Genomic DNA, 17,645 nt, shown 5'->3' with positions numbered 1-17,645 from the left:
CCGGCTCGGACAAGGGCATAGGGCCAAAAGGCCGAAAGCGGCTCAAGGGCCTCAAGGGCCTCCTGCCATCGACCCCACGACCACCATCACCACCGCGTCGACGTCGATTTCTCCGTTGACCGCGAGCTTGTCTCCCGCCTGGCGGACCTGAAGCTTCGAAGGGTTTTCTGCCGCCTGCCGCTGAAGTTCTTCGATAACGGCATTGATGGCCTTCGCCTCCAGATTGCCTTCGTTCAGATGGCTGGTACCCATTTCCAGAAGACCCCTTCCTTTCGCTCGGGATAATATTTGAATTCGCACTCGAATCGCCGCCCGTATGCGGCTGCCTCGGTTAAAGCCGTTTCCGAGGGCGGGTTCATTCCCGTTCCCGGGGCGAACCAGTCCTCCAGGAGATCGTCGGGGATATAGGCCCCGATTCTCAAGGGAAGACTGGTCAATGCGGAATCCATCTCTTTCGGCGCCGGCATGCGATCCTCCTGACCGACCCGGAGCGGGATGAGGAAAAGTGTGTGCGATTTCCGCCCGCATCCCGCTCCAACTTCTTGGAATCGATCACGGTTGTGTTTTTGGGTCAACCAGACCTAAAAACATCGTGATCTGGAGCATTTCCGCTCCGCCAATGCTCTAACCCTTCGTTGCCGCAACTCCGGGCGAAAAACGCCGCGCACTTCCCCGGAATTGCGAACAAAGCCGGCGCCGGGAAGTTCCGTCGCGGCTCATTCGTACAGACAATGCAGCCGCGTTGACCGAGCGTTGCCGTTCGTTGCAGCGTGCTGAACGGCGCCGTGCGTCCGGAAACGCGCGGCACCGTATGACAGCGGCCGTTCGGCTATACTAGCAGAAGAGGCTCAACCTATGCGAGGACATCCCGGCCGATTTGCGAAATAGACGGTCGTAAGCCGACCGCGGCGGCCGACACCGTCGACCGCAACCTCGCGGCGCGTGATCGACCGGATATCCGGATCGCGGATTCCAAGCCGATAGGCGCGACGGATGGCCTGACGCTCGCTACAGCCGCGAGACGGACGATAATCATAGTCGTCATCGTCGTATCTGCGATCACGCAGCTGCGGACCGTCCGGACCGATATACAGGTCGAATGACTGGGCTGACGAAGCAGAAGGTACAGCAGCCGCCGCGCCGCCCAAAATCAACCCGGCCGCGAAAAGCCTGCCGATGTTCATGACTTCTCCTCCATACTCTCATTTGAGAGTTTGCTTAAACTCATATCTGAACGGCAGGGGAGCGGATTGGTTCCGCCCTTGAATGGCATTTGGCATGCGGTGGACTGGGAGAGGGTGCTAATGCGGACGCCCAAGACGTCGCGCGATTGCGAGGCGCGGGCATATCGGAGAGGAAACCAGAACCCTCGAGTGATTGAGCGGCAGCAGCTTCGGCCGATGTGATGGCGATGTTCGGCGCCAATGTCGATTTTGTGAGCGACAACCGCATCATATTCGACATCTCAGGCAACAAATATCGCCTTATCGTCCACGTCGCATATCCGTTCAAAAGAGTGCTGATCAAGTTTGTTGGCACTCATAAAGAGTACGACGACATAGACCGGGAGACAGTGAATGGATAACATTCGCGCCATCAGGAACGATGATGACCTTGCATGGGCTATTGCAGAGGTCTCAAAGTATTTTGACAACGAGCCGGAAATCGGGACCGAGGAAGCAGACCGCTTCGATATTCTCTCGACCCTCATTGAGGCTTACGAGAATGAGCACTATGCCATTGAGGCACCAGAGCCAGTCGATCTGATAAAGGCCCACATGGAGATGTTCGGTCGTACACAGACCGATCTCGCTGAGCTTTTTGGTTCCCGTTCGCGTGCCTCTGAGGTTTTGAATAAGAGGCGTGCTCTCACTGTCGATATGATCCGCAAGCTTCACAGGGAATGGGGGATTCCCTCAGATTGCCTCGTTGAGCCATACCATCTCGTCGAACGCGAACGGGTCATCGACTCCGAATTATCGGTGATAAAGATGGTAGCGGAGGAGGGATTCGAACCCCCGACACAAGGATTATGATTCCTCTGCTCTAACCTACTGAGCTACTCCGCCGCCGGTGCCGTGAAGCTTCTGAACGAAGCCCGTCTTGGCTGGTCGGGCGGCTTATAAGGCGCTGTTCCGGCTAGTGTCAAGCAATGTCTTCGGGAAAAAGCGATGTTTTCCCGCCACGCCGGGATCCCCCGCTTTACGCTGCCGCCGGCGCCTGCAAAAGCGCCTTCAGCGCCGCTTCCGCGGCCGGCTCGCGCTCGGACCTGCGGATGAAGCCGCCGCCATAGACGCGCGCATCCTCGCCCGTGCCGGAATAGAGCGCGCAGGCCTGGCCGGGCGCGACACCCGCCTCGCCTTCGACGAGCTCGACATAGAGCCCTTCGGCATCGCTCTTGAGCACCGCCGGGGCGGGGCGGCGGGTGGAGCGCACCTTGGCAAAGCATTCGAAGCCCTGCCCGGCTGCCGCCTCCAGTTCCTCGTCACCCAGCCAGTTGACGTCGCGCAGGTAGACGCGGCGCGTCTCCAGAGCCTCCTTCGGGCCGACGATCACGCGGCGCGAGCGGGCGTCGAGATAGACGACATAGAGCGGCTCGCCGGTCGCGACACCGATGCCGCGGCGCTGACCGATCGTGTAATGCAGGATGCCCTCGTGCGCGCCCAGCACGCGACCGTCGAGATGGACGATTTCGCCGGCAAGCGCCGCGTTCGGCTTCAGTTTCGAGACGATGTCGCTGTATTTGCCCTGGGCACGAAACAGATGTCCTGGCTGTCGGCCTTCTTGGCGACGACAAGACCCATCTCCTCGGCGAGCGCCCGGGTCTCGCTCTTCGGAAGACCGCCGAGCGGGAAGCGCAGATAGTCGATCTGCTCCTGCGTTGTCGCAAAGAGGAAATAGCTCTGGTCGCGCTCGGCGTCGGCCGGCCGATAGAGCGCGCGCTGGCCGGCATAACGCGGCTTCGGGCTCGGCCGCGAACGGATGTAATGGCCGGTGGCGAGCGCATCGGCTCCGAGTTCCTTGGCGGTCGCGAGCAGGTCGGCGAACTTGACCGTCTGGTTGCAGGCGACACACGGGATCGGCGTCTCGCCGGCGATATAGCTTTCGGCGAAGGGGTTGATCACCGTTTCGCGGAAACGCGCCTCGTAATCGAGGACATAATGGGGAATGCCGATCGTCTCGCACACGCGCCGGGCGTCGTCGATATCCTGACCGGCGCAGCAGGAGCCGGCCCTGTGCACCGCCGCGCCATGGTCGTAAAGCTGCAGGGTGATGCCGAGAACGTCGTAGCCCTCGCGTTTGAGAAGCCCCGCCACGACGGAAGAATCGACGCCGCCGGACATGGCGACGACGACGCGCGTATCTTCGGGCTTGCGGTCAAAATCGAGACTGTTCACGGGATCCAATCCGGCATCCGGGGGCGGCTCCTGTGCCGGCACCCTGTTTCACGCTTGAGGCCGCACGGCGACACATGAGGGCGGCGCGGCGTTTTCTGAAGGGTTTACGCCCTTGCGGTATTTTCTTCGTGCATATCGTCACCCAAAACCGCTCTCGGTGCCGGGCGGCATGCATCAGACTTTTCCGTGCCGCGACATATAGAAACTTGCGCCCGTCACGGCAAGAGCGGACGCGGAACGTCGGCCGAGCGCTCGATCCGTCAGATCAGCTTCATCCGCATCGCCCGGGCGATCGCCTGCATGCGGTTGACGGCGTCGAGCTTACGGGTCGCGCTCTTGAAATAGCTGCTCACCGTATAGGCGGATATTCCGAGAATGATGGCGATCTCGTCGCTGCTCTTTCCCGCCGCCGCCCAGCGCAGACATTCGACCTCCCGGCTCGAGAGCTTCTCGCGGGCGCCGCTGCCGGCATCGAAGGTGCGCTCGAGGCATTCGAAAAGCTGCAATAGCGCCAGATAGAGCGTCGCACGCTCGGCGCCGGCCGGCTCGTCCCGCGTGCCGGAGAGCACTGCCACAAAAGGCTCGCCATAGGTCGTGTGCAGCAGTACCGCGAAGTGACCCATACCGGCATGGGGCGGGAGGCGGAAAACCTCGGCCTTGCCGGCGCCCTTGCCCGCGGGCTCCATGAGTTCAGGGCCGCCGGTGACGGGCAGCTTCGTCTGACGCAGCCGTTCGACCAGCTCGCTCGTCTGGAACGTCTCGCCGGCATCATACTGCCGCACCAACTCGGCGGGCCAATTGCTCAGCACGAGACGCTCGGAAAAGCGTTGCTCGTCGGCGAGAGGCAGGCGCGCAATCATGAAATGCGCGAAGCCGTAGCGCGAGATCAGCCGCCGCAGCAGATGCAGGAGCTCGTACTCCGTGCGTACCGAGGCGGGGTCGATCTCGAAAGGCATGTTCGTTTCGGCCTCACGCCGCGAGGCCGGTTCGTTCGAATCCTTCATTCCGGTCACCGTGCTGCCGGCGTTGCCGCCGCTATGGAGACTAAGGCGGTCTTGGCCTGGTGGGGCTGAGAGCGCCGCCCTGCGCCGCGGGCATGAGCCCGCAAACTGCGTGACGCCCGGGCTCGTGCACGTGGAGGCCCGTTTGATCCGGCGCCCTTGCGCTCCAGTCGAAGCGAAATGTGGTGATTGCATGGCCTGCCTGGCGAAAAGTCGTGGAAGGCCCGCCGTTCCCTTGCGTCACGAACAGCCGCCCTTGCGAACCATCCGTGGCCGAGGCCGCTCAAATGATGATCAAATGGTTATCGAGGGTTTAGGCAATTATTAAATGTGGCAAGCTAAGGTCACAGCCATATGGTCTTGAGTTTGTGTAGAGAGTCCCATGACCGAAATGATGCGTCCACGCGTGAAATATGTCATCGGCCCCGATGGCAGTCCTTTGACGATCGCGGACCTGCCGCCGGCCAATACCCGGCGCTGGGTCATCCGCAGGAAGGCTGAAGTCGTCGCCGCCGTGCGTGGTGGCCTGTTGAGCCTCGAAGAGGCATGTGAGCGTTACACGCTGACCGTAGAGGAATTCCTCTCCTGGCAATCCTCGATAAATGACCATGGTCTCGCCGGCCTGCGCACGACGCGCATCCAGCAATATCGCCACTGATCAATCCCTGCAGGGCCATAATTCGAGCCGGCGGCTGGGGTGCTCCCGAGCCGCCGGTTTCGTTTTTGCCGATTTGACGATAAAACCATCCATCACATCATGCTGCAGCTACAGTATCGCCACCAACGCATGGCAACGAAGGACGCCCGATGGACATCGCCCAGGAAGAAACGGATACCAAAGGCCGCTACACGGCGACGCTCGACGGCCACACCGGGGAGATGACCTATTCCAGGTCGTCGCCGCATCTCATAATCGTGGACCACACCTTCGTTCCGGACGCCTTGCGCGGCAAGGGCGTCGGCCAGGCGCTGGCCCTCCACGCGATCGAAGAGGCCCGCAAGGGCAGCTGGAAGATCATCCCGCTCTGCCCGTTCATGCGCGCCCAGGTCATGCGCCATCCGGAGTGGCGGGATGTAATCCAGGGCTGACGGTGCAAGGGACCCCCTTGTCCTACCCATCGGCCCGAAAATCGGAATCGATTTTCCGAAAGCACGCTGCGCCGGTTCAATAGTTGAGCGTTCTTTGTGCGTGCATTCCGACGCACGGCGCTCCAAGGCACCGCGCGTCTCATCAGATACGCGGTGCCGTAGCTGCTCTCTCAGGCGCGCAGCCGCGCGCCGGTATCCCTCTCCTCGAGCGCTGCTGCCCTCGCATATTCCGCCTGCACCTCCTCGAGCGCGAGCTCGGCCGCATCCTGCTGCATCTTCAGTTCGCGAATGGAAACCTGGAGATTATCGGCCCGCTGGCGGGCAGCCTTGGCGAAGGTGGGGTAGGCGAAGTGCGAAGGGTCGGAAATTCCCGACTTCTTCTCCTCGAAGACGATCTGGTTTTCCAGATCCCTGGTCATGCGCTCGAACTCGGCCATCATCATCTGAAGCTGACTGAGCTGGCGCTGCTTTTCCCGAACCTGAAATTCCTTCAGTCGGACTAGGCTCTCACGTGCTTTCATACGCAATACTCCCGTGGATACCGAGACCCCGGTTACTGTTCCCGAGCGGAATAAGGGAAAGGTGTAACGAAAATCTCCGCCCGCATCCCGCTCTAACTCCTTCTAGCCGACCACATTCAGATCCCGGGCTCCCGGAATCGTCGCGATCTGCGGCCCGTTGTGCCGGCCCAACCGAGCCGGAAACAAAAATCGACCGCGGCCTTAACAAATGCCTACCGCTGGTAACCTTTCGTTTACGGGCATCGTTAATCATAGGTGCGATGATTTAAGGCTCCGTAAATGCTGATGCATGAAATGTGGACTTTCGAGCATTTACGAGTCGGTAGAGTCAGTTAACGGCATTCCCTCATATATCACATGAGGAGCGCAATTTCAGATTTACGTTTTGAATCAGGGGACTGCTAAAAATATTTAACATTTTCGATACACCTTGCCAGAGTGAATCAGAATTTGTTAACCATTTGGTGGCAGCCTCCAAATCAGGCAACGACTGGATCCGTATCGCGTAAGGATGCCACGACAACCTTGGGCGGCGGAAAAGGGGAAGACTATGCGGGTTCTACTGATCGAAGACGACAGCGCGACGGCTCAGAGCATCGAGCTCATGCTCAAGTCCGAAAGTTTCAACGTCTACACCACCGATCTCGGTGAAGAAGGCGTCGATCTCGGCAAGCTTTACGACTACGACATCATTCTCCTCGACCTGAACCTGCCGGACATGTCCGGTTACGAAGTTCTGCGAACGCTGCGTCTGTCGAAAGTCAAAACACCGATTCTCATCCTTTCGGGCATGGCGGGCATCGAGGACAAGGTCCGCGGCCTCGGCTTCGGCGCCGACGACTATATGACCAAGCCTTTCCACAAGGACGAGCTGGTGGCTCGTATCCACGCGATCGTGCGCCGCTCCAAGGGCCATGCCCAGTCGGTCATCTCGACGGGCGAGCTGATCGTCAACCTGGACGCCAAGACCGTGGAGGTCGGCGGCCAGCGCGTGCATCTGACGGGCAAGGAATACCAGATGCTGGAGCTGCTCTCGCTGCGCAAGGGCACGACGCTCACCAAGGAAATGTTCCTGAACCACCTTTACGGCGGCATGGACGAGCCGGAACTGAAGATCATCGACGTCTTCATCTGTAAGCTGCGCAAGAAACTCGCCAATGCCGCCGGCGGCGCCAATTACATCGAGACCGTCTGGGGCCGCGGCTATGTGCTGCGCGAGCCGGAAGGCAGCGACTACCTGGAAACCGCCTGATTTCCGGCATTACCGGGCCGCGAAAACCCCGCATCCGCCCCCTGCCCCCAAAAGCAGCCGAACCCGCCTAGTCTGGGCGGGTTTTTTGTTGTTACCCTTCGCCTGCCCCGCACTGTGCGCGAAAGAAAGCAGGAAACGGATTGGCGGGCAAAGATGGTCGAGATTTTAGAGAAAGCCGGTTGAGTGTCGCTGCCCTTCGGGGGCCGCCACTCAGCTCAAAGCCTCGGGGCTGGCCGAAGTTCCGGCACAACAGGGATCAAGGGTAGACCCCGCAGATGAATGCCTGCGGGCTCTGTATCAGGCTGCCATGGACTGACCGGCGAAAACACTCGTCAGTATCTTGCGGTCGAAGGGCTTCAGCAGGAAATCGTCGGCACCGGCCCGCTTGCCGGCCATCATCTTCTTGAGATCCGCCTGGACGACACAGTAATAGATCCGCACCGAAGCGCCCTCAGGCAGGCGCCGGATATTGCCGATCAGGTCGAGCGCACCGTCGAGGCCCGCGTCGACGATAAGGATGTTCGGCAGTTCGGCCTCGCATCGCACCAGCGCTTCAAGGCTGCTCGGCGCTTCGGAAACCAGGAATCCCATTCCCGACAGGATGCGCTTCCCGACCTTGCGCACAACATCCGATCCGTCAGCAATCATCAAGCGCCGCACGTCCATCTCCTTCCCGCTTCGCCACACGCGAAACCCTCTCCATCACGCAATCCTATACGGATTTGGCAAAGAAACAGTTACCGCGGTGACGCGGCATCACCCGCCGCGCTGAAATCCGCCGGTGCTTCCCGTCGGTTGGAGCGATGCGGTCGTGAAGCATGCGGGAGGGCGCATGAGTCCTCCCGTCACCAGAGCAATGAGACGATGGAAACGGCCAGATTTGCCGAAAGCCGCGCGCGGTTCCGCCTCAGGCGCTCACCGTTTCGGGCGCTACGACGCGAGCGGTGAAGACGATCGCTTCGCCGGTCGATACGACGTCGATCGCCATACCGGCCTCTTCCGCCAGGAGCACGGTGTAATAGGGCTGGATCGAATGGGCGTCGACCGCCTCTTCCGGCGTGCCGGAGATGAGCTCCACCAGCTTCGGCGGCACGCGCATCATCCGCCCCTTAGCACTGAGGGTGAATATCGCGTCGAACTCCGGATTTTCCAGAGTGATGTCGATGACGCCGCCACGCGGGATCGAGCCATAAGCGATCAGGAACAGGTTCAGGAGCAGCTTGACGCGGTTCTTGGCGATGATCGCGCGCGGTCCGTTCCAGTTGACCTCGGTCTTCTTCTCCGAAGCGGCAAAGTCCTTGGCGGCCTTCTCGGCCTCGCCGGTGTCGATCGAGGCGCCGACCGAGCCCGAGGCCCCGAAGGCAAGGCGCGCGAATTTCAGCCGTACGGAAGCATTGAGCGCGCTGGTGCGAATCAGGTCCATCGCATCCGCATCGGCGCCGCCCTCGTCGAGCAGTTCGAGACCGTTGTTGATGGCGCCGACCGGCGAGATGATGTCGTGGCAGACGCGGCTGCACAGCAGCGCGGCCAGATCGTGTCCCGTCAACGTCAGATTCGGATTCTTTGCCATCATTCTTCCTTGCTCGCTTCAAACCGGATCACGGGCTGTCGCGGCGCCGGGCGCGCATAAGCCCGACGCAGCTCCCGCACGGTCGTGAGTAAGATCATGAGGCGGGCGGTCGTGCCATATGTCGATAAGCCATAATGACATCACATTTGGTAAACCGATTGTTAAGATGATCCGTTCAAGTTGTTGGAGCACCCCGATTTCAGGTGGGTTCCTGGAAGCCGATAAGGTGCACTCGTTCCAAATGCTAGTGCGTTCCGCGCGCATGCTTGTGAAAAATGGCCCGTGCCGGCACCGACGGCGCAGCCGATGGAAGAGCCGGTCATGACGGCCGGCGCGCGAGCCGCTTTCGCGCCCCGACGGAGGAAACGATGCAGCCGATGATGAAGACCACCCTGATGGCTGTCCGCGCTATTGTGACCATGATGGCCCTGGTGGCCAGCACCCTGATCGCCGGCACCTCTGGCGCACAGGCGCAATCCCAAAACTCCAGCCAGTACACGATGCAGGAGATCGTCGACGCCGGTCACGGTTTCTTCGGCGAAACGTCCGGGGGCCTTGCCAAGGTCGTCGAGCGCGCCTTCGAGCGCTATGGTCTGCCGAACGGCTATATCCTCGGCCAGGAAGGATCCGGTGCCTTCATCGCCGGCGTCACCTATGGCGAGGGCGAGCTCCATACCAAGAATGTGGGGCAGCACAGCGTCTTCTGGCAGGGGCCGTCGCTCGGGCTCGACTGGGGTGGCCAGGGCAGCCGCGCCATGATGCTCGTTTACAATCTGCCGAGCGTGCCTGCTCTCTACAAGCGCTTCGGCGGCGTCTCCGGTTCGGCTTACGTGGTCGCCGGCGTCGGCATGACGGTGCTGACGGACGAACATGTCGTGGTGGTGCCGATCCGCACCGGCATCGGCGCGAGGCTCGGCATCAATGTCGGCTATCTCAAGCTGACGCAGCAGCCGACCTGGAACCCCTTCTGAAGCGCCCGCGCCACGGCGCCGATGAACCCTGCCCGAAAAGACGTGCAAGCTTGCGGTAATTGTTGCAGCATTTCCCGCATCATGCTTACTGCATGAACGCGAATGACTGCCTGCTGCAGACCCGGTCCACACTGAAACGGCCAGCACGTGATTGAATATGCGCTCCTCTTTGCCCTGGGCTTCCTGACGGCGGTCGTCATCGGCCTTCTCGTCGCCCCTGCCATCCAAAGGCGCATCGTGCGCTTTGCGGAGGACAGGCTGAAGGCAACGATGCCTCTGAGCCCGCAGGAAGTGCGCGCGCAAAGGGATGCGGCGCGCGCGACCTATGCCGTCGAAAACGCCAAGACGCTTCAGGCGCTGCGCCGCGAGCGCGACAAGGCTGTCGCGCTGATGGTGCAGCACGAAAGGACCCTGAGGGACACGCGCCATCTGGTGAGCGAAAACACCGAACTTCAAGCGCAGCTGGCGGATATGAACGTCGAGGCGGCCACCATGCGCTCTACCATCCGTCGGCTGGAACAACGCCTGGAAAGCATGGAGGCGGCTGCCAAAAGCTCGGCACGAGAGAACGGCGCGCATTCCGAGACCGTGCGCGCGCTGCAGAGCCGGATCGACAAGCAGAGCGCGGACCTCGATGGCCTCAAGATAGACCTTGCGGCGCGCGACACCGAAATCGAGCACCTGAAGAGCCGGATGCGAGCGATCCACGACGAGCGCGAGACCTTGCGCGCCAACCTGGAGGCGGAAACCGCCCGCGCCGCGGAAATGGAGCAGCGCCTCACCCAGGACGAGACACGCATGCATCAACTCGAAAACCGCCTCGCCCGCGAGACGGCGGCCAACGCCGATCGCGAGAGTGCCCTCGAACAACGCGCGGCAGAGATCGCCCATTTGAGGTCGCAGGTCAAAACGCGCGGTGCGAAGCGTTCGAAGCATGCGGACGAGCACGACCCCGCGACGGATGGCCTCGACACGACTGCGCTTTCCGACGATCTCAGAAACCGGGCGACAGCGCTTTCCGAACGCCTTGTCGGCTCCAAATCGGCTGCTCACGACGAGGCGCTCCGCGAGGAGATGGCCGAAATCGCAGCAGGCATGGTCACCCTGACGGCGACGCGCGAGGGCAACACCTCGCCCATCCACGGCCTTCTTGCCGGCGAAGATGCCGAAGGCCGGGCAGGCCGAAGGAGCCTGGCGCAGCGGGTGAGGGAGATGCTGGAGCCCGAATGAGATCAGGCCGGGGATGCCGGCGGCATGCCCCTTGTATCTGCACCCATCGTGCCGAAACGCTCGCCGTTCCGCTCAAACCCTGCCGTTGATGCTTGCAACCTGATGAAGCGCGATGCCGGCTGCCATCGCCACGTTGAGGCTGTCCAGGCCGGGCCGTTGCCGGATGCGGGCCGTGCGAATTTCCGAAAGTATCGTTTCGGGCAGCCCCTCGCCCTCGGTGCCGACCAGCAATGCGGTGCGCGGCGCCGGCGGGATCGCGGTGATGTCGGCGGTGCCGCGCGGGGACAGACCCCAGAGGACGAAACCTGCCGTCTGAAGACGTCCGATCAGCTCCGCCGCTGTACCCTCGCGCGCGAAGGGCAGCGTCAGCACCGACCCCACGGATACGCGGATTGCCTTGCGGTACATCGGATCGCAACTCATCGAGTCCATCAGCACTGCATCGACCCCGAAGGCCGCAGCGTTGCGAAAGAGCGACCCCATATTGTCGTGGTTCGATATGCCGCAGGCGGCGAGCACGAGGCTCGACTGCGGTAATCCTGCAATCAGCGCATCGCGGCCGGGCGCAGCATCGCGCCGGCCGAGCGCCAGCACGCCGCGATGCATGTTGAACCCGGCGATCGCGTCGAAGACGCGCCCGGTCGCCACATAGACCGGAACGTCCGGCGGAAACTGCGCGAGCAGGTCCGCGATACCGGCCACCCGGCTCTCGAGGAGCAGGATCGCCTCGGCTGCGATGCCGCGCCTTTCGCGATGCGCGGCCGCAAGCATCCTGAGCACGACGGTCCCCTCGGCGATGAAGCGGCCCTGCCGTCCCGTCAGATCGCGCTCCTTGATCGACAGGAACCCGGCTATGCGCGGGTCCGCCGGATCGTCGATGCGAAGGAGAGGATCAGTCATATCGTCAATTGGTCCTGACAGTGACGTCGGCGACGATGCGGCCGGCCCTGATGTCGAAAACGATCGCACGCGGCTCCGCACCGGGCAGACTGCCGTAGAAGACGAGCTGCGAGCCGGAAAGCGCCACATTGCTCACCGAGAAGCCGGCCGGCAGCGCCGCAATGGCGCTTACCGGAGCATCGCCGGGCACGCTCAAGGCCGGCTGCGCCGCCTCGGCCCTTCCGTCCGTGCGGGTCAGCTTGTAGACAATGGCTCCGAGGACGGCCATAAGCATCACCAGCATCACGCCGGCCGAGACGAGTTGCAGGCGCACCATCTTGCGACGGACGTTCTCCATCGCTGGATCAAGCGGCTTGTCTTCCTGTTCTTCAGGCTCGATTGCGGTCATGGTCGGCTTTCTATCGGAATTGGAACGGAATGAACGATCCCTTTAAACAAGCGCCCGGCAATAGGAAAGTCCTGACGGCAGGCGATGACGCGGCCGGGCGCCTCGACGCCTTCCTGACGGAAGCGCTTGCGGGCGAGTTTTCCCGCAATCGCATCAAGGGCCTGATCGAGCAAGGAGCCGTCTCGATCAACGGCGCGACCGTCACCGAACCGAAGCGAAAGGTTCACCCCGGCGACTCCTTCCGGATTGCCCTGCCCGAGCCGGAGGATCCCGAACCCAAGGGTGAGGCGATCCCGCTCGACGTGCTTTACGAGGATGCCGACCTGATCGTACTGGTCAAGCCGGCCGGCCTGGTCGTGCATCCCGGCGCCGGCAATTGGACGGGAACCCTCGTCAACGCGCTCATCCACCATTGCGGCGACAGCCTTTCCGGCATCGGCGGCGTCAAGCGCCCCGGTATCGTGCATCGCCTCGACAAGGACACGAGCGGCGTCATGGTGGTCGCGAAGAACGATGCCGCACACCGCCACCTTTCGGATCAGTTCGCCGACCACGGCCGCAGCGGGCCGCTCGAGCGCGCCTATCGCGCCGTAGTCTGGGGCCGGCCGCGCCAATTGAAGGGCAAGATCGACGCGCCGCTGGGGCGGGCCGGCGACCGGACGAAACGGGCCGTCAAACGCGAAGACAGCGACGATGCTCGCGAGGCGATCACGCATTACGAGGTCGTCGAGCGCTATCACGAGAAACCGGACGGCACCTCTCTCGCCTCCAGCGTCGAGTGCCATCTGGAGACCGGGCGTACCCACCAGATCCGCGTGCACATGGCCCATATCGGTCATCCGCTGATCGGCGATCCGGATTACGGCGCGGCCTTCCGCACCAAGGCCAATCTGCTGCCGGAACCGGCGAGAGCCGCCGTCAACCGCTTTCCACGACAGGCCCTGCACGCCTTCATGCTGCAGTTCGAACACCCGCAACCGGCGAGACCATGCATTTCGAAACGCCTGTGCCGGCGGATATTCAGGAATTGATCGCGGCGCTGCGGGTCGGAGCCCCTTGAATTTGCGTGTGAAGATTCCAATCTTATAGGCGTTTCAACCCGCCGATTTCTTTCTCCAGTTTCACGACAGCGTGAAACTGGATTCCTTGAATCATGCTTTCGCCGCACTTATCTATTAGCCTCGTGGGGTCTTGGATGAAGACCCACAGGCCCGGCCTGCCGTCCCGGAGGCCGGCGACGCACAAAGGGGGTGCTTCATGGCCCGCAATACCTTGCCGACCATCGCTGCTGGAGAGGGCGGTCTCAACCGCTATCTCGACGAAATTCGCAAATTTCCCATGCTCGAGCCGCAGGAAGAGTACATGCTCGCCAAGCGGTACCAGGAGCATGACGACCGCAAGGCCGCGCACAAGCTCGTAACGAGCCATCTTCGCCTCGTTGCCAAGATCGCGATGGGTTATCGCGGCTACGGTCTGCCGATCGGCGAAGTCATTTCCGAAGGCAATGTCGGCCTGATGCAGGCGGTCAAGAAGTTCGAGCCGGATCGCGGCTTCCGCCTCGCGACCTACGCCATGTGGTGGATCAAGGCTGCCATCCAGGAATACATTCTGCGTTCGTGGTCCCTGGTCAAAATGGGCACGACGGCCAACCAGAAGCGCCTGTTCTTCAACCTGAGACGGCTGAAAGGCCGCATTCAGGCTCTCGATGAAGGCGATCTCAAGCCGGAACAGGTGAAGGAGATCGCCACGACCCTGAAGGTCAGTGAGGAAGAGGTCGTCTCGATGAACCGTCGCCTTTCTGGCGACGCTTCGCTCAATGCGCCGATCAAGGCGAGCGAAGGCGATTCCGGCCAGTGGCAGGATTGGCTGGTGGACGATCACGACAATCAGGAACAAATCCTGATCGAACAGGACGAGCTCGAGAGCCGCCGCGCACTGCTGGCCAATGCCATGAAGGTTCTGAACGACCGTGAGCGCCGGATTTTCGAGGCCCGCCGCCTCACCGAGGAGCCGATAACGCTGGAGGATCTCTCGACCGAGTTCGACATCAGCCGCGAGCGCGTGCGGCAGATCGAGGTTCGGGCCTTCGAAAAGGTGCAGGAGGCCGTGCGCAAGGCCGCGCTGGAACGAGCCAGTGCGCTGCGCGTGGTTGAAGGCGCTTAAAGGCCCACGCATTCACCCCCACAACGAAAGTCCCGGCGGGAGATCTAGCCGGGATTTTTCATGTCTTCATGTGTTCTGACACTGCGCACTTCCGGATGGGCGGCGGCCGCGAGATGGATAATGGCGTTGAAGCTCTGGTGGGTTTTGTCGGCACGGATGGCGATGCGCTGGAATTCCATGAGTACCGACCGAGCAGCAGCTCAAGTGCTACAGCGACCTTTGCGCGTCTCGTAAGACGCGCGGCGCTGTAGGACACTTTTCGGAGGGGCTCTCCTCATCCTCATCACAGAGATCCAGCAGCGCCGCGTCTGCGGCGCGGAAGAGCCTTTCCAGCTCAAGGACTTGGGCTGGCTGGATTCCTGTGACAAGCACAGGAATGAGGGACCGGGGATGTGCGGCTACTACATTCTTGCATAGAAGCGAAGCAGGACGCTCTACACGGGCGTGACCCGCGACCTTCCGCGCCGCCTCACCATCTTCACGGTCTATGAAGCGCGCCAAGGAACCGCACCCTCTCTACCCCTCATCCCTGTGCTCGTCACAGGGATCCAGCAGCGCCGCGTCTGCGGCGCGGGAAGGCCTTTCCAGCCCAAGGACTTGGCCTGGCTGGATTCCTGTGACAAGCACAGGAATGAGGGACCGGGGATGTGCGGCTACTACATTCTCGCATAGAAGCGAAGCGGGATGCTTTACACAGGCGTGACCCGCGACCTTCCGCGCCGCCTCGCTATCTTCCCGGTTTATGAAGCGCGCCGGGGGACCGCACCCTCTCAACCCTCATCCCTGTGACGAGCACAGGGATGCGGGTATCAAACAAGCGGCGGCGGGTGGCCTGGATCTCAACAGGCCTCAGACTATTGCCCGCTGGAAGCTGTGCTGCCGGGACTTCCCCAAGCCTGCAAAGCCTTGTTGAAGGCGTCCGCTCCGCCCTGCCCTTTCTCCAGGGTGAGGAGAGCGCGGCGGCCGTTGCGGTAGGTGATCGGGATATCGATCCAGCTGCGGCTGCGCAGAAGTTCGGTGTTGTTGCTGACCGCTTCGGCAAAATCGTTGAGTGCGATCATGTGGAAGTCGTCGGTGATCTTCGCCGGGACGGCGATCAGCGGATCGCCGCGGTCCTGCTCGGTTCGCTTCATCGAGACGCGCTGGACGCCGTCTATGGCGCCGCCCTCGAAGCTCTCGGGCAGCGAAAACACGAATTCGATCACGTGGCTTGCCGGCAAGGACGGATCGGCATTGCGCTTGATGGTCATCAGAGCCGTGAGGCCACGATCGGGAACCGTGATCTGCGCCTGGATGGCGGGCTCGGGCTTGGCGTCGCCGCCTGGCGACTCCTCCTTGATCGACCAGGCAACGGTGCCGGGAATCGCGGTCGGCGAGGACTGGCCGAGCCTCTCTTCATAGAGGAACATCTTCTCGCCATCGGCGACGGAAACCTCGGGCTGCGCTGCTGCCTCGCTGGCGGTCTGGCCGGGCACCGGCGAGGCCGTCTGATCCGCTGCCGCCTGTTGCACGCCGGCATTGGCGTTCGGCGGCTCTACCGCATGCGTCCGTGCAGCGACGGATTTGCCTTCCTGAGAAGCGGCCGTCTCGGTCGCGACGGCAGGTCCCTCGTCCCTTTCCGTTCCATCGGCAAGCAGCCGCTGGGTGAACTTGGTGGAAGCAGCATCGGAAAGCGCCGTATTTTCCTCGGTGCCGGACTGTTCGGCCGGTTGGTTCGCCGGCTCGGCCTCGCCACCGGGTGTCGCCGGTGCCGGCGTCTCGGCGGGATCGCTCGGCATGATCTTCGCGACCATGCCCGTGAGCCAGGCATTGCCCGCCTCTCTATTCTGCCAGTAGGCGTAGCCGCCGGCGCCGAGGAGAAGCACGACCGCCCCGCCGATCGCCAGGCGTTTGATGCTGAACCGGCTGGGCTTGGGCGTGGCGCGATAGGACGCGGGGCGAGCGGGAACCGCAGGCGGCGCGGCAAGGCTGCTGTCTTTGTCCTTGTTGCTCGCCGAACCATTCGCCGTCCGGCCGTCGTCCTCAAAACCGAGCAGATCGTCGACATGATCCCAGGCAGTGCCGGCACGCTCTTCCTGGTTCGCGGCGGCCGGAGCCTTCTCGACGGGCCACGACCATTCGGAAATTTCCGGCTCGTCGGCCGGCCGGTCCTTCTTGCCTTCGGTACCTTGGGCGAAGGGATCGCTGTCGTCGAATGACCAGGAGCGCGCTGCATCCGCCTCGCCGCTATGCTGTTCCGTTTCGGCCTTTTCCGGCTCGACCGGATGTATCCCCAGCCGCTCGGGCTCGGCCGGCGACGTCTCGTCCTGCCTATGGTCTTCCGGCTCGACCGGGACCTCGCTCGGCCGTGGCGAGGGGTGGTATCCTCCCATTCGGGCAAAGCCCACTCGGATGGTCCCCGCCTGTCCGGCACATCATCGGCCTGGACCTCCACCGGCGTCGCCTCGTCCGGTGCCGGCTCGGCCGGATATGATTCGACCTCAGCCTCATCGCGGCTGACATCCTGCGGATCGGGCTCGGCGGCCGTCACGTCTTGGGCAGGATGTTCCTGCTGCGCATCGGCTTCGGCGGCCGGTTGCTGTTCCTCGGCCGGCTCATCCCGTTGCGGAACGGCGGCGGCAGCGTCGGCCGGCTCCTCTTCGTGAAGCGGTGCCTCGTCGCGCATGTCGACCGTGGGGGCCTCGGCAACCGGTGCGGGCGGCTCCTCATCGGGGGCCGATTGCACAAGATCTTCGGGCTCTTCGGGGGCGGCGTCCGAAGCAGGCTCTTCGACCGGCGTTGGGGCGGTCTGCTCCGTTTCGACGGATGCGGCCGGCAGTGCCTCGGGCTCCGCCTCCTGCGTTACCGGTGTGGCGGCCTCGTCGCCCGGCGGTGCTTCGAGCGTATCCGGCTCGAGAGCTTCGGTTTCCTCGACCGGCGGCAGGGCTTCGGCGTGCTCGCTTTCAACCTCGGAGATTGCCTGTTCCAGCTTGTTGAGCTGGCGGTTGATCATGTCGTCCGACGGCCGGGGGTTCATGCTCTCGAGCTGGCGGCGCACGGCACCGCGCGCCTTCTCGTAGACCCTGCCTCGCATTTCCAGTGTGTTTTCCGACAGGCCGTCGACCGTCCTGCGAATAACTGCAACAAAATCCGCCATCAGTACTTTCTCAATTTCCAGACCCG

17 protein-coding genes, 1 tRNA gene and 4 pseudogenes are annotated in these 17,645 nt (G+C 62.5%); 9 read left to right on the top strand and 13 right to left on the bottom strand.

Going from position 1 to position 17,645, the window contains the following annotated elements; all coding sequences use genetic code 11:
• Window positions 1-51: 51 nt before the first annotated feature.
• From N0Q91_RS04140 to N0Q91_RS04130, 3 genes are all read right to left on the bottom strand, one after another.
• Complete coding sequence (locus tag N0Q91_RS04140) at window positions 52-252, bottom strand: hypothetical protein (protein WP_018096871.1); 201 nt, start codon at window positions 250-252, stop codon at window positions 52-54.
• A complete protein-coding gene (locus N0Q91_RS04135; RefSeq protein ID WP_100674216.1) occupies window positions 234-467 on the bottom strand; it encodes a hypothetical protein in 234 nt (77 codons plus the stop codon). The genes N0Q91_RS04140 and N0Q91_RS04135 overlap by 19 nt, the downstream gene beginning before the upstream one ends.
• Before the next feature lie 381 nt (window positions 468-848).
• The gene (locus tag N0Q91_RS04130) at window positions 849-1,184 is read right to left on the bottom strand and encodes a hypothetical protein (protein ID WP_100674148.1); all 336 of its coding nucleotides are present in this window, start codon (window positions 1,182-1,184) and stop codon (window positions 849-851) included.
• Between the two features lie 215 nt (window positions 1,185-1,399).
• Between N0Q91_RS04130 and N0Q91_RS04125 the strand changes: the two are divergent.
• Both N0Q91_RS04125 and N0Q91_RS04120 read left to right on the top strand, forming a co-directional pair.
• A pseudogene (locus N0Q91_RS04125) lies at window positions 1,400-1,585 on the top strand (type II toxin-antitoxin system HigB family toxin); the annotation flags it as partial.
• Window positions 1,578-2,036 carry a helix-turn-helix domain-containing protein gene (locus N0Q91_RS04120; protein WP_275598086.1) on the top strand — a complete coding sequence of 153 codons (459 nt, stop codon included), beginning with the start codon at window positions 1,578-1,580 and terminating at the stop codon, window positions 2,034-2,036. The pseudogene N0Q91_RS04125 and the gene N0Q91_RS04120, both read left to right, overlap by 8 nt.
• Here N0Q91_RS04120 and N0Q91_RS04115 read toward each other — a convergent pair.
• The 3 genes and pseudogenes from N0Q91_RS04115 to N0Q91_RS04105 all read right to left on the bottom strand — a co-directional run bounded on the left by N0Q91_RS04115 (window position 1,993) and on the right by N0Q91_RS04105 (window position 4,402).
• Window positions 1,993-2,069, bottom strand: a tRNA-Met gene (locus N0Q91_RS04115). The two genes, N0Q91_RS04120 and N0Q91_RS04115, sit on opposite strands and share 44 nt — an antisense overlap.
• A 133-nt stretch (window positions 2,070-2,202) precedes the next feature.
• Window positions 2,203-3,398 (bottom strand): annotated as a pseudogene (mnmA, locus tag N0Q91_RS04110) (tRNA 2-thiouridine(34) synthase MnmA).
• Between the two features lie 260 nt (window positions 3,399-3,658).
• Window positions 3,659-4,402 carry a helix-turn-helix transcriptional regulator gene (locus N0Q91_RS04105; protein ID WP_100672996.1) on the bottom strand — a complete coding sequence of 248 codons (744 nt, stop codon included), beginning with the start codon at window positions 4,400-4,402 and terminating at the stop codon, window positions 3,659-3,661.
• Between the two features lie 379 nt (window positions 4,403-4,781).
• Between N0Q91_RS04105 and sciP the strand changes: the two genes are divergently transcribed.
• Together sciP and N0Q91_RS04095 are read left to right on the top strand one after the other, a co-directional pair.
• Window positions 4,782-5,057, top strand: coding sequence for a CtrA inhibitor SciP (gene sciP / locus N0Q91_RS04100; protein ID WP_003527546.1), 276 nt, complete (start codon window positions 4,782-4,784; stop codon window positions 5,055-5,057).
• Between the two features lie 149 nt (window positions 5,058-5,206).
• Window positions 5,207-5,488, top strand: coding sequence for a GNAT family N-acetyltransferase (locus N0Q91_RS04095; RefSeq protein WP_018096866.1), 282 nt, complete (start codon window positions 5,207-5,209; stop codon window positions 5,486-5,488).
• 170 nt (window positions 5,489-5,658) lie between these two features.
• Here the strand turns inward: N0Q91_RS04095 and N0Q91_RS04090 are convergent, their stop codons facing one another.
• A complete protein-coding gene (locus N0Q91_RS04090) occupies window positions 5,659-6,009 on the bottom strand; it encodes a flagellar export protein FliJ (protein ID WP_275597389.1) in 351 nt (116 codons plus the stop codon).
• A 550-nt stretch (window positions 6,010-6,559) separates the two neighbouring features.
• Between N0Q91_RS04090 and ctrA the strand changes: the two genes are divergently transcribed.
• Entirely contained in the window at window positions 6,560-7,261 is a 702-nt protein-coding gene (gene ctrA / locus N0Q91_RS04085) for a response regulator transcription factor CtrA (RefSeq protein WP_003527557.1), read from the top strand.
• A 297-nt stretch (window positions 7,262-7,558) separates the two neighbouring features.
• Here the strand turns inward: ctrA and N0Q91_RS04080 are convergent, their stop codons facing one another.
• Both N0Q91_RS04080 and chpT read right to left on the bottom strand, forming a co-directional pair.
• The gene (locus N0Q91_RS04080) at window positions 7,559-7,927 is read right to left on the bottom strand and encodes a response regulator (protein WP_010970151.1); all 369 of its coding nucleotides are present in this window, start codon (window positions 7,925-7,927) and stop codon (window positions 7,559-7,561) included.
• Window positions 7,928-8,168: 241 nt separating this feature from the next.
• Entirely contained in the window at window positions 8,169-8,831 is a 663-nt protein-coding gene (gene chpT / locus N0Q91_RS04075) for a histidine phosphotransferase ChpT (RefSeq protein ID WP_198516775.1), read from the bottom strand.
• A gap of 368 nt (window positions 8,832-9,199) precedes the next feature.
• On the opposite strand from chpT, the gene N0Q91_RS04070 reads away from it, so the two are divergent.
• Window positions 9,200-9,802: a DUF1134 domain-containing protein gene (locus tag N0Q91_RS04070; RefSeq protein ID WP_029963813.1), complete on the top strand. Its 603-nt coding sequence runs from the start codon at window positions 9,200-9,202 to the stop codon at window positions 9,800-9,802.
• Between the two features lie 147 nt (window positions 9,803-9,949).
• Window positions 9,950-11,032, top strand: coding sequence for a coiled-coil domain-containing protein (locus N0Q91_RS04065; RefSeq protein ID WP_275597388.1), 1,083 nt, complete (start codon window positions 9,950-9,952; stop codon window positions 11,030-11,032).
• 72 nt (window positions 11,033-11,104) lie between these two features.
• On the opposite strand, the gene N0Q91_RS04060 is transcribed toward N0Q91_RS04065, so the two are convergent.
• Entirely contained in the window at window positions 11,105-11,932 is an 828-nt protein-coding gene (locus N0Q91_RS04060) for a TrmH family RNA methyltransferase (RefSeq protein WP_100672993.1), read from the bottom strand.
• 4 nt (window positions 11,933-11,936) lie between these two features.
• The gene (locus N0Q91_RS04055) at window positions 11,937-12,320 is read right to left on the bottom strand and encodes a hypothetical protein (protein WP_018096861.1); all 384 of its coding nucleotides are present in this window, start codon (window positions 12,318-12,320) and stop codon (window positions 11,937-11,939) included.
• A 29-nt stretch (window positions 12,321-12,349) separates the two neighbouring features.
• Here N0Q91_RS04055 and N0Q91_RS04050 point away from each other — a divergent pair.
• Window positions 12,350-13,380: pseudogene (locus N0Q91_RS04050) on the top strand (RluA family pseudouridine synthase).
• A gap of 197 nt (window positions 13,381-13,577) precedes the next feature.
• Entirely contained in the window at window positions 13,578-14,483 is a 906-nt protein-coding gene (rpoH, locus tag N0Q91_RS04045) for an RNA polymerase sigma factor RpoH (protein ID WP_003527567.1), read from the top strand.
• Between the two features lie 44 nt (window positions 14,484-14,527).
• On the opposite strand, the gene N0Q91_RS04040 is transcribed toward rpoH, so the two are convergent.
• Both N0Q91_RS04040 and N0Q91_RS04035 read right to left on the bottom strand, forming a co-directional pair.
• Window positions 14,528-14,662: a hypothetical protein gene (locus N0Q91_RS04040; protein ID WP_275597387.1), complete on the bottom strand. Its 135-nt coding sequence runs from the start codon at window positions 14,660-14,662 to the stop codon at window positions 14,528-14,530.
• Between the two features lie 675 nt (window positions 14,663-15,337).
• Window positions 15,338-17,619, bottom strand: a pseudogene (locus tag N0Q91_RS04035) (hypothetical protein).
• Between the last annotated feature and the right edge of the window lie 26 nt (window positions 17,620-17,645).

This window comes from Sinorhizobium prairiense (assembly GCF_029201645.2).
Taxonomy (GTDB): Bacteria; Pseudomonadota; Alphaproteobacteria; order Rhizobiales; family Rhizobiaceae; genus Sinorhizobium; species Sinorhizobium meliloti_A.
Note: the sequence above shows the minus strand (reverse complement) of the source record. Positions and strands in the feature narration are given on the sequence as shown.

Bases quoted from the DNA above. Each gene is read 5' to 3' on its own strand.
- N0Q91_RS04140 (WP_018096871.1), bottom strand. From the start codon at position 252: ATGGGTACCAGCCATCTGAACGAAGGCAATCTGGAGGCGAAGGCCATC.
- N0Q91_RS04135 (WP_100674216.1), bottom strand. From the start codon at position 467: ATGCCGGCGCCGAAAGAGATGGATTCCGCATTGACCAGTCTTCCCTTG.
- N0Q91_RS04130 (WP_100674148.1), bottom strand. From the start codon at position 1,184: ATGAACATCGGCAGGCTTTTCGCGGCCGGGTTGATTTTGGGCGGCGCG.
- N0Q91_RS04120 (WP_275598086.1), top strand. From the start codon at position 1,578: ATGGATAACATTCGCGCCATCAGGAACGATGATGACCTTGCATGGGCT.
- N0Q91_RS04105 (WP_100672996.1), bottom strand. From the start codon at position 4,402: ATGAAGGATTCGAACGAACCGGCCTCGCGGCGTGAGGCCGAAACGAAC.
- sciP (WP_003527546.1), top strand. From the start codon at position 4,782: ATGACCGAAATGATGCGTCCACGCGTGAAATATGTCATCGGCCCCGAT.
- N0Q91_RS04095 (WP_018096866.1), top strand. From the start codon at position 5,207: ATGGACATCGCCCAGGAAGAAACGGATACCAAAGGCCGCTACACGGCG.
- N0Q91_RS04090 (WP_275597389.1), bottom strand. From the start codon at position 6,009: ATGAAAGCACGTGAGAGCCTAGTCCGACTGAAGGAATTTCAGGTTCGG.
- ctrA (WP_003527557.1), top strand. From the start codon at position 6,560: ATGCGGGTTCTACTGATCGAAGACGACAGCGCGACGGCTCAGAGCATC.
- N0Q91_RS04080 (WP_010970151.1), bottom strand. From the start codon at position 7,927: ATGGACGTGCGGCGCTTGATGATTGCTGACGGATCGGATGTTGTGCGC.
- chpT (WP_198516775.1), bottom strand. From the start codon at position 8,831: ATGGCAAAGAATCCGAATCTGACGTTGACGGGACACGATCTGGCCGCG.
- N0Q91_RS04070 (WP_029963813.1), top strand. From the start codon at position 9,200: ATGCAGCCGATGATGAAGACCACCCTGATGGCTGTCCGCGCTATTGTG.
- N0Q91_RS04060 (WP_100672993.1), bottom strand. From the start codon at position 11,932: ATGACTGATCCTCTCCTTCGCATCGACGATCCGGCGGACCCGCGCATA.
- N0Q91_RS04055 (WP_018096861.1), bottom strand. From the start codon at position 12,320: ATGACCGCAATCGAGCCTGAAGAACAGGAAGACAAGCCGCTTGATCCA.
- rpoH (WP_003527567.1), top strand. From the start codon at position 13,578: ATGGCCCGCAATACCTTGCCGACCATCGCTGCTGGAGAGGGCGGTCTC.
- N0Q91_RS04040 (WP_275597387.1), bottom strand. From the start codon at position 14,662: ATGGAATTCCAGCGCATCGCCATCCGTGCCGACAAAACCCACCAGAGC.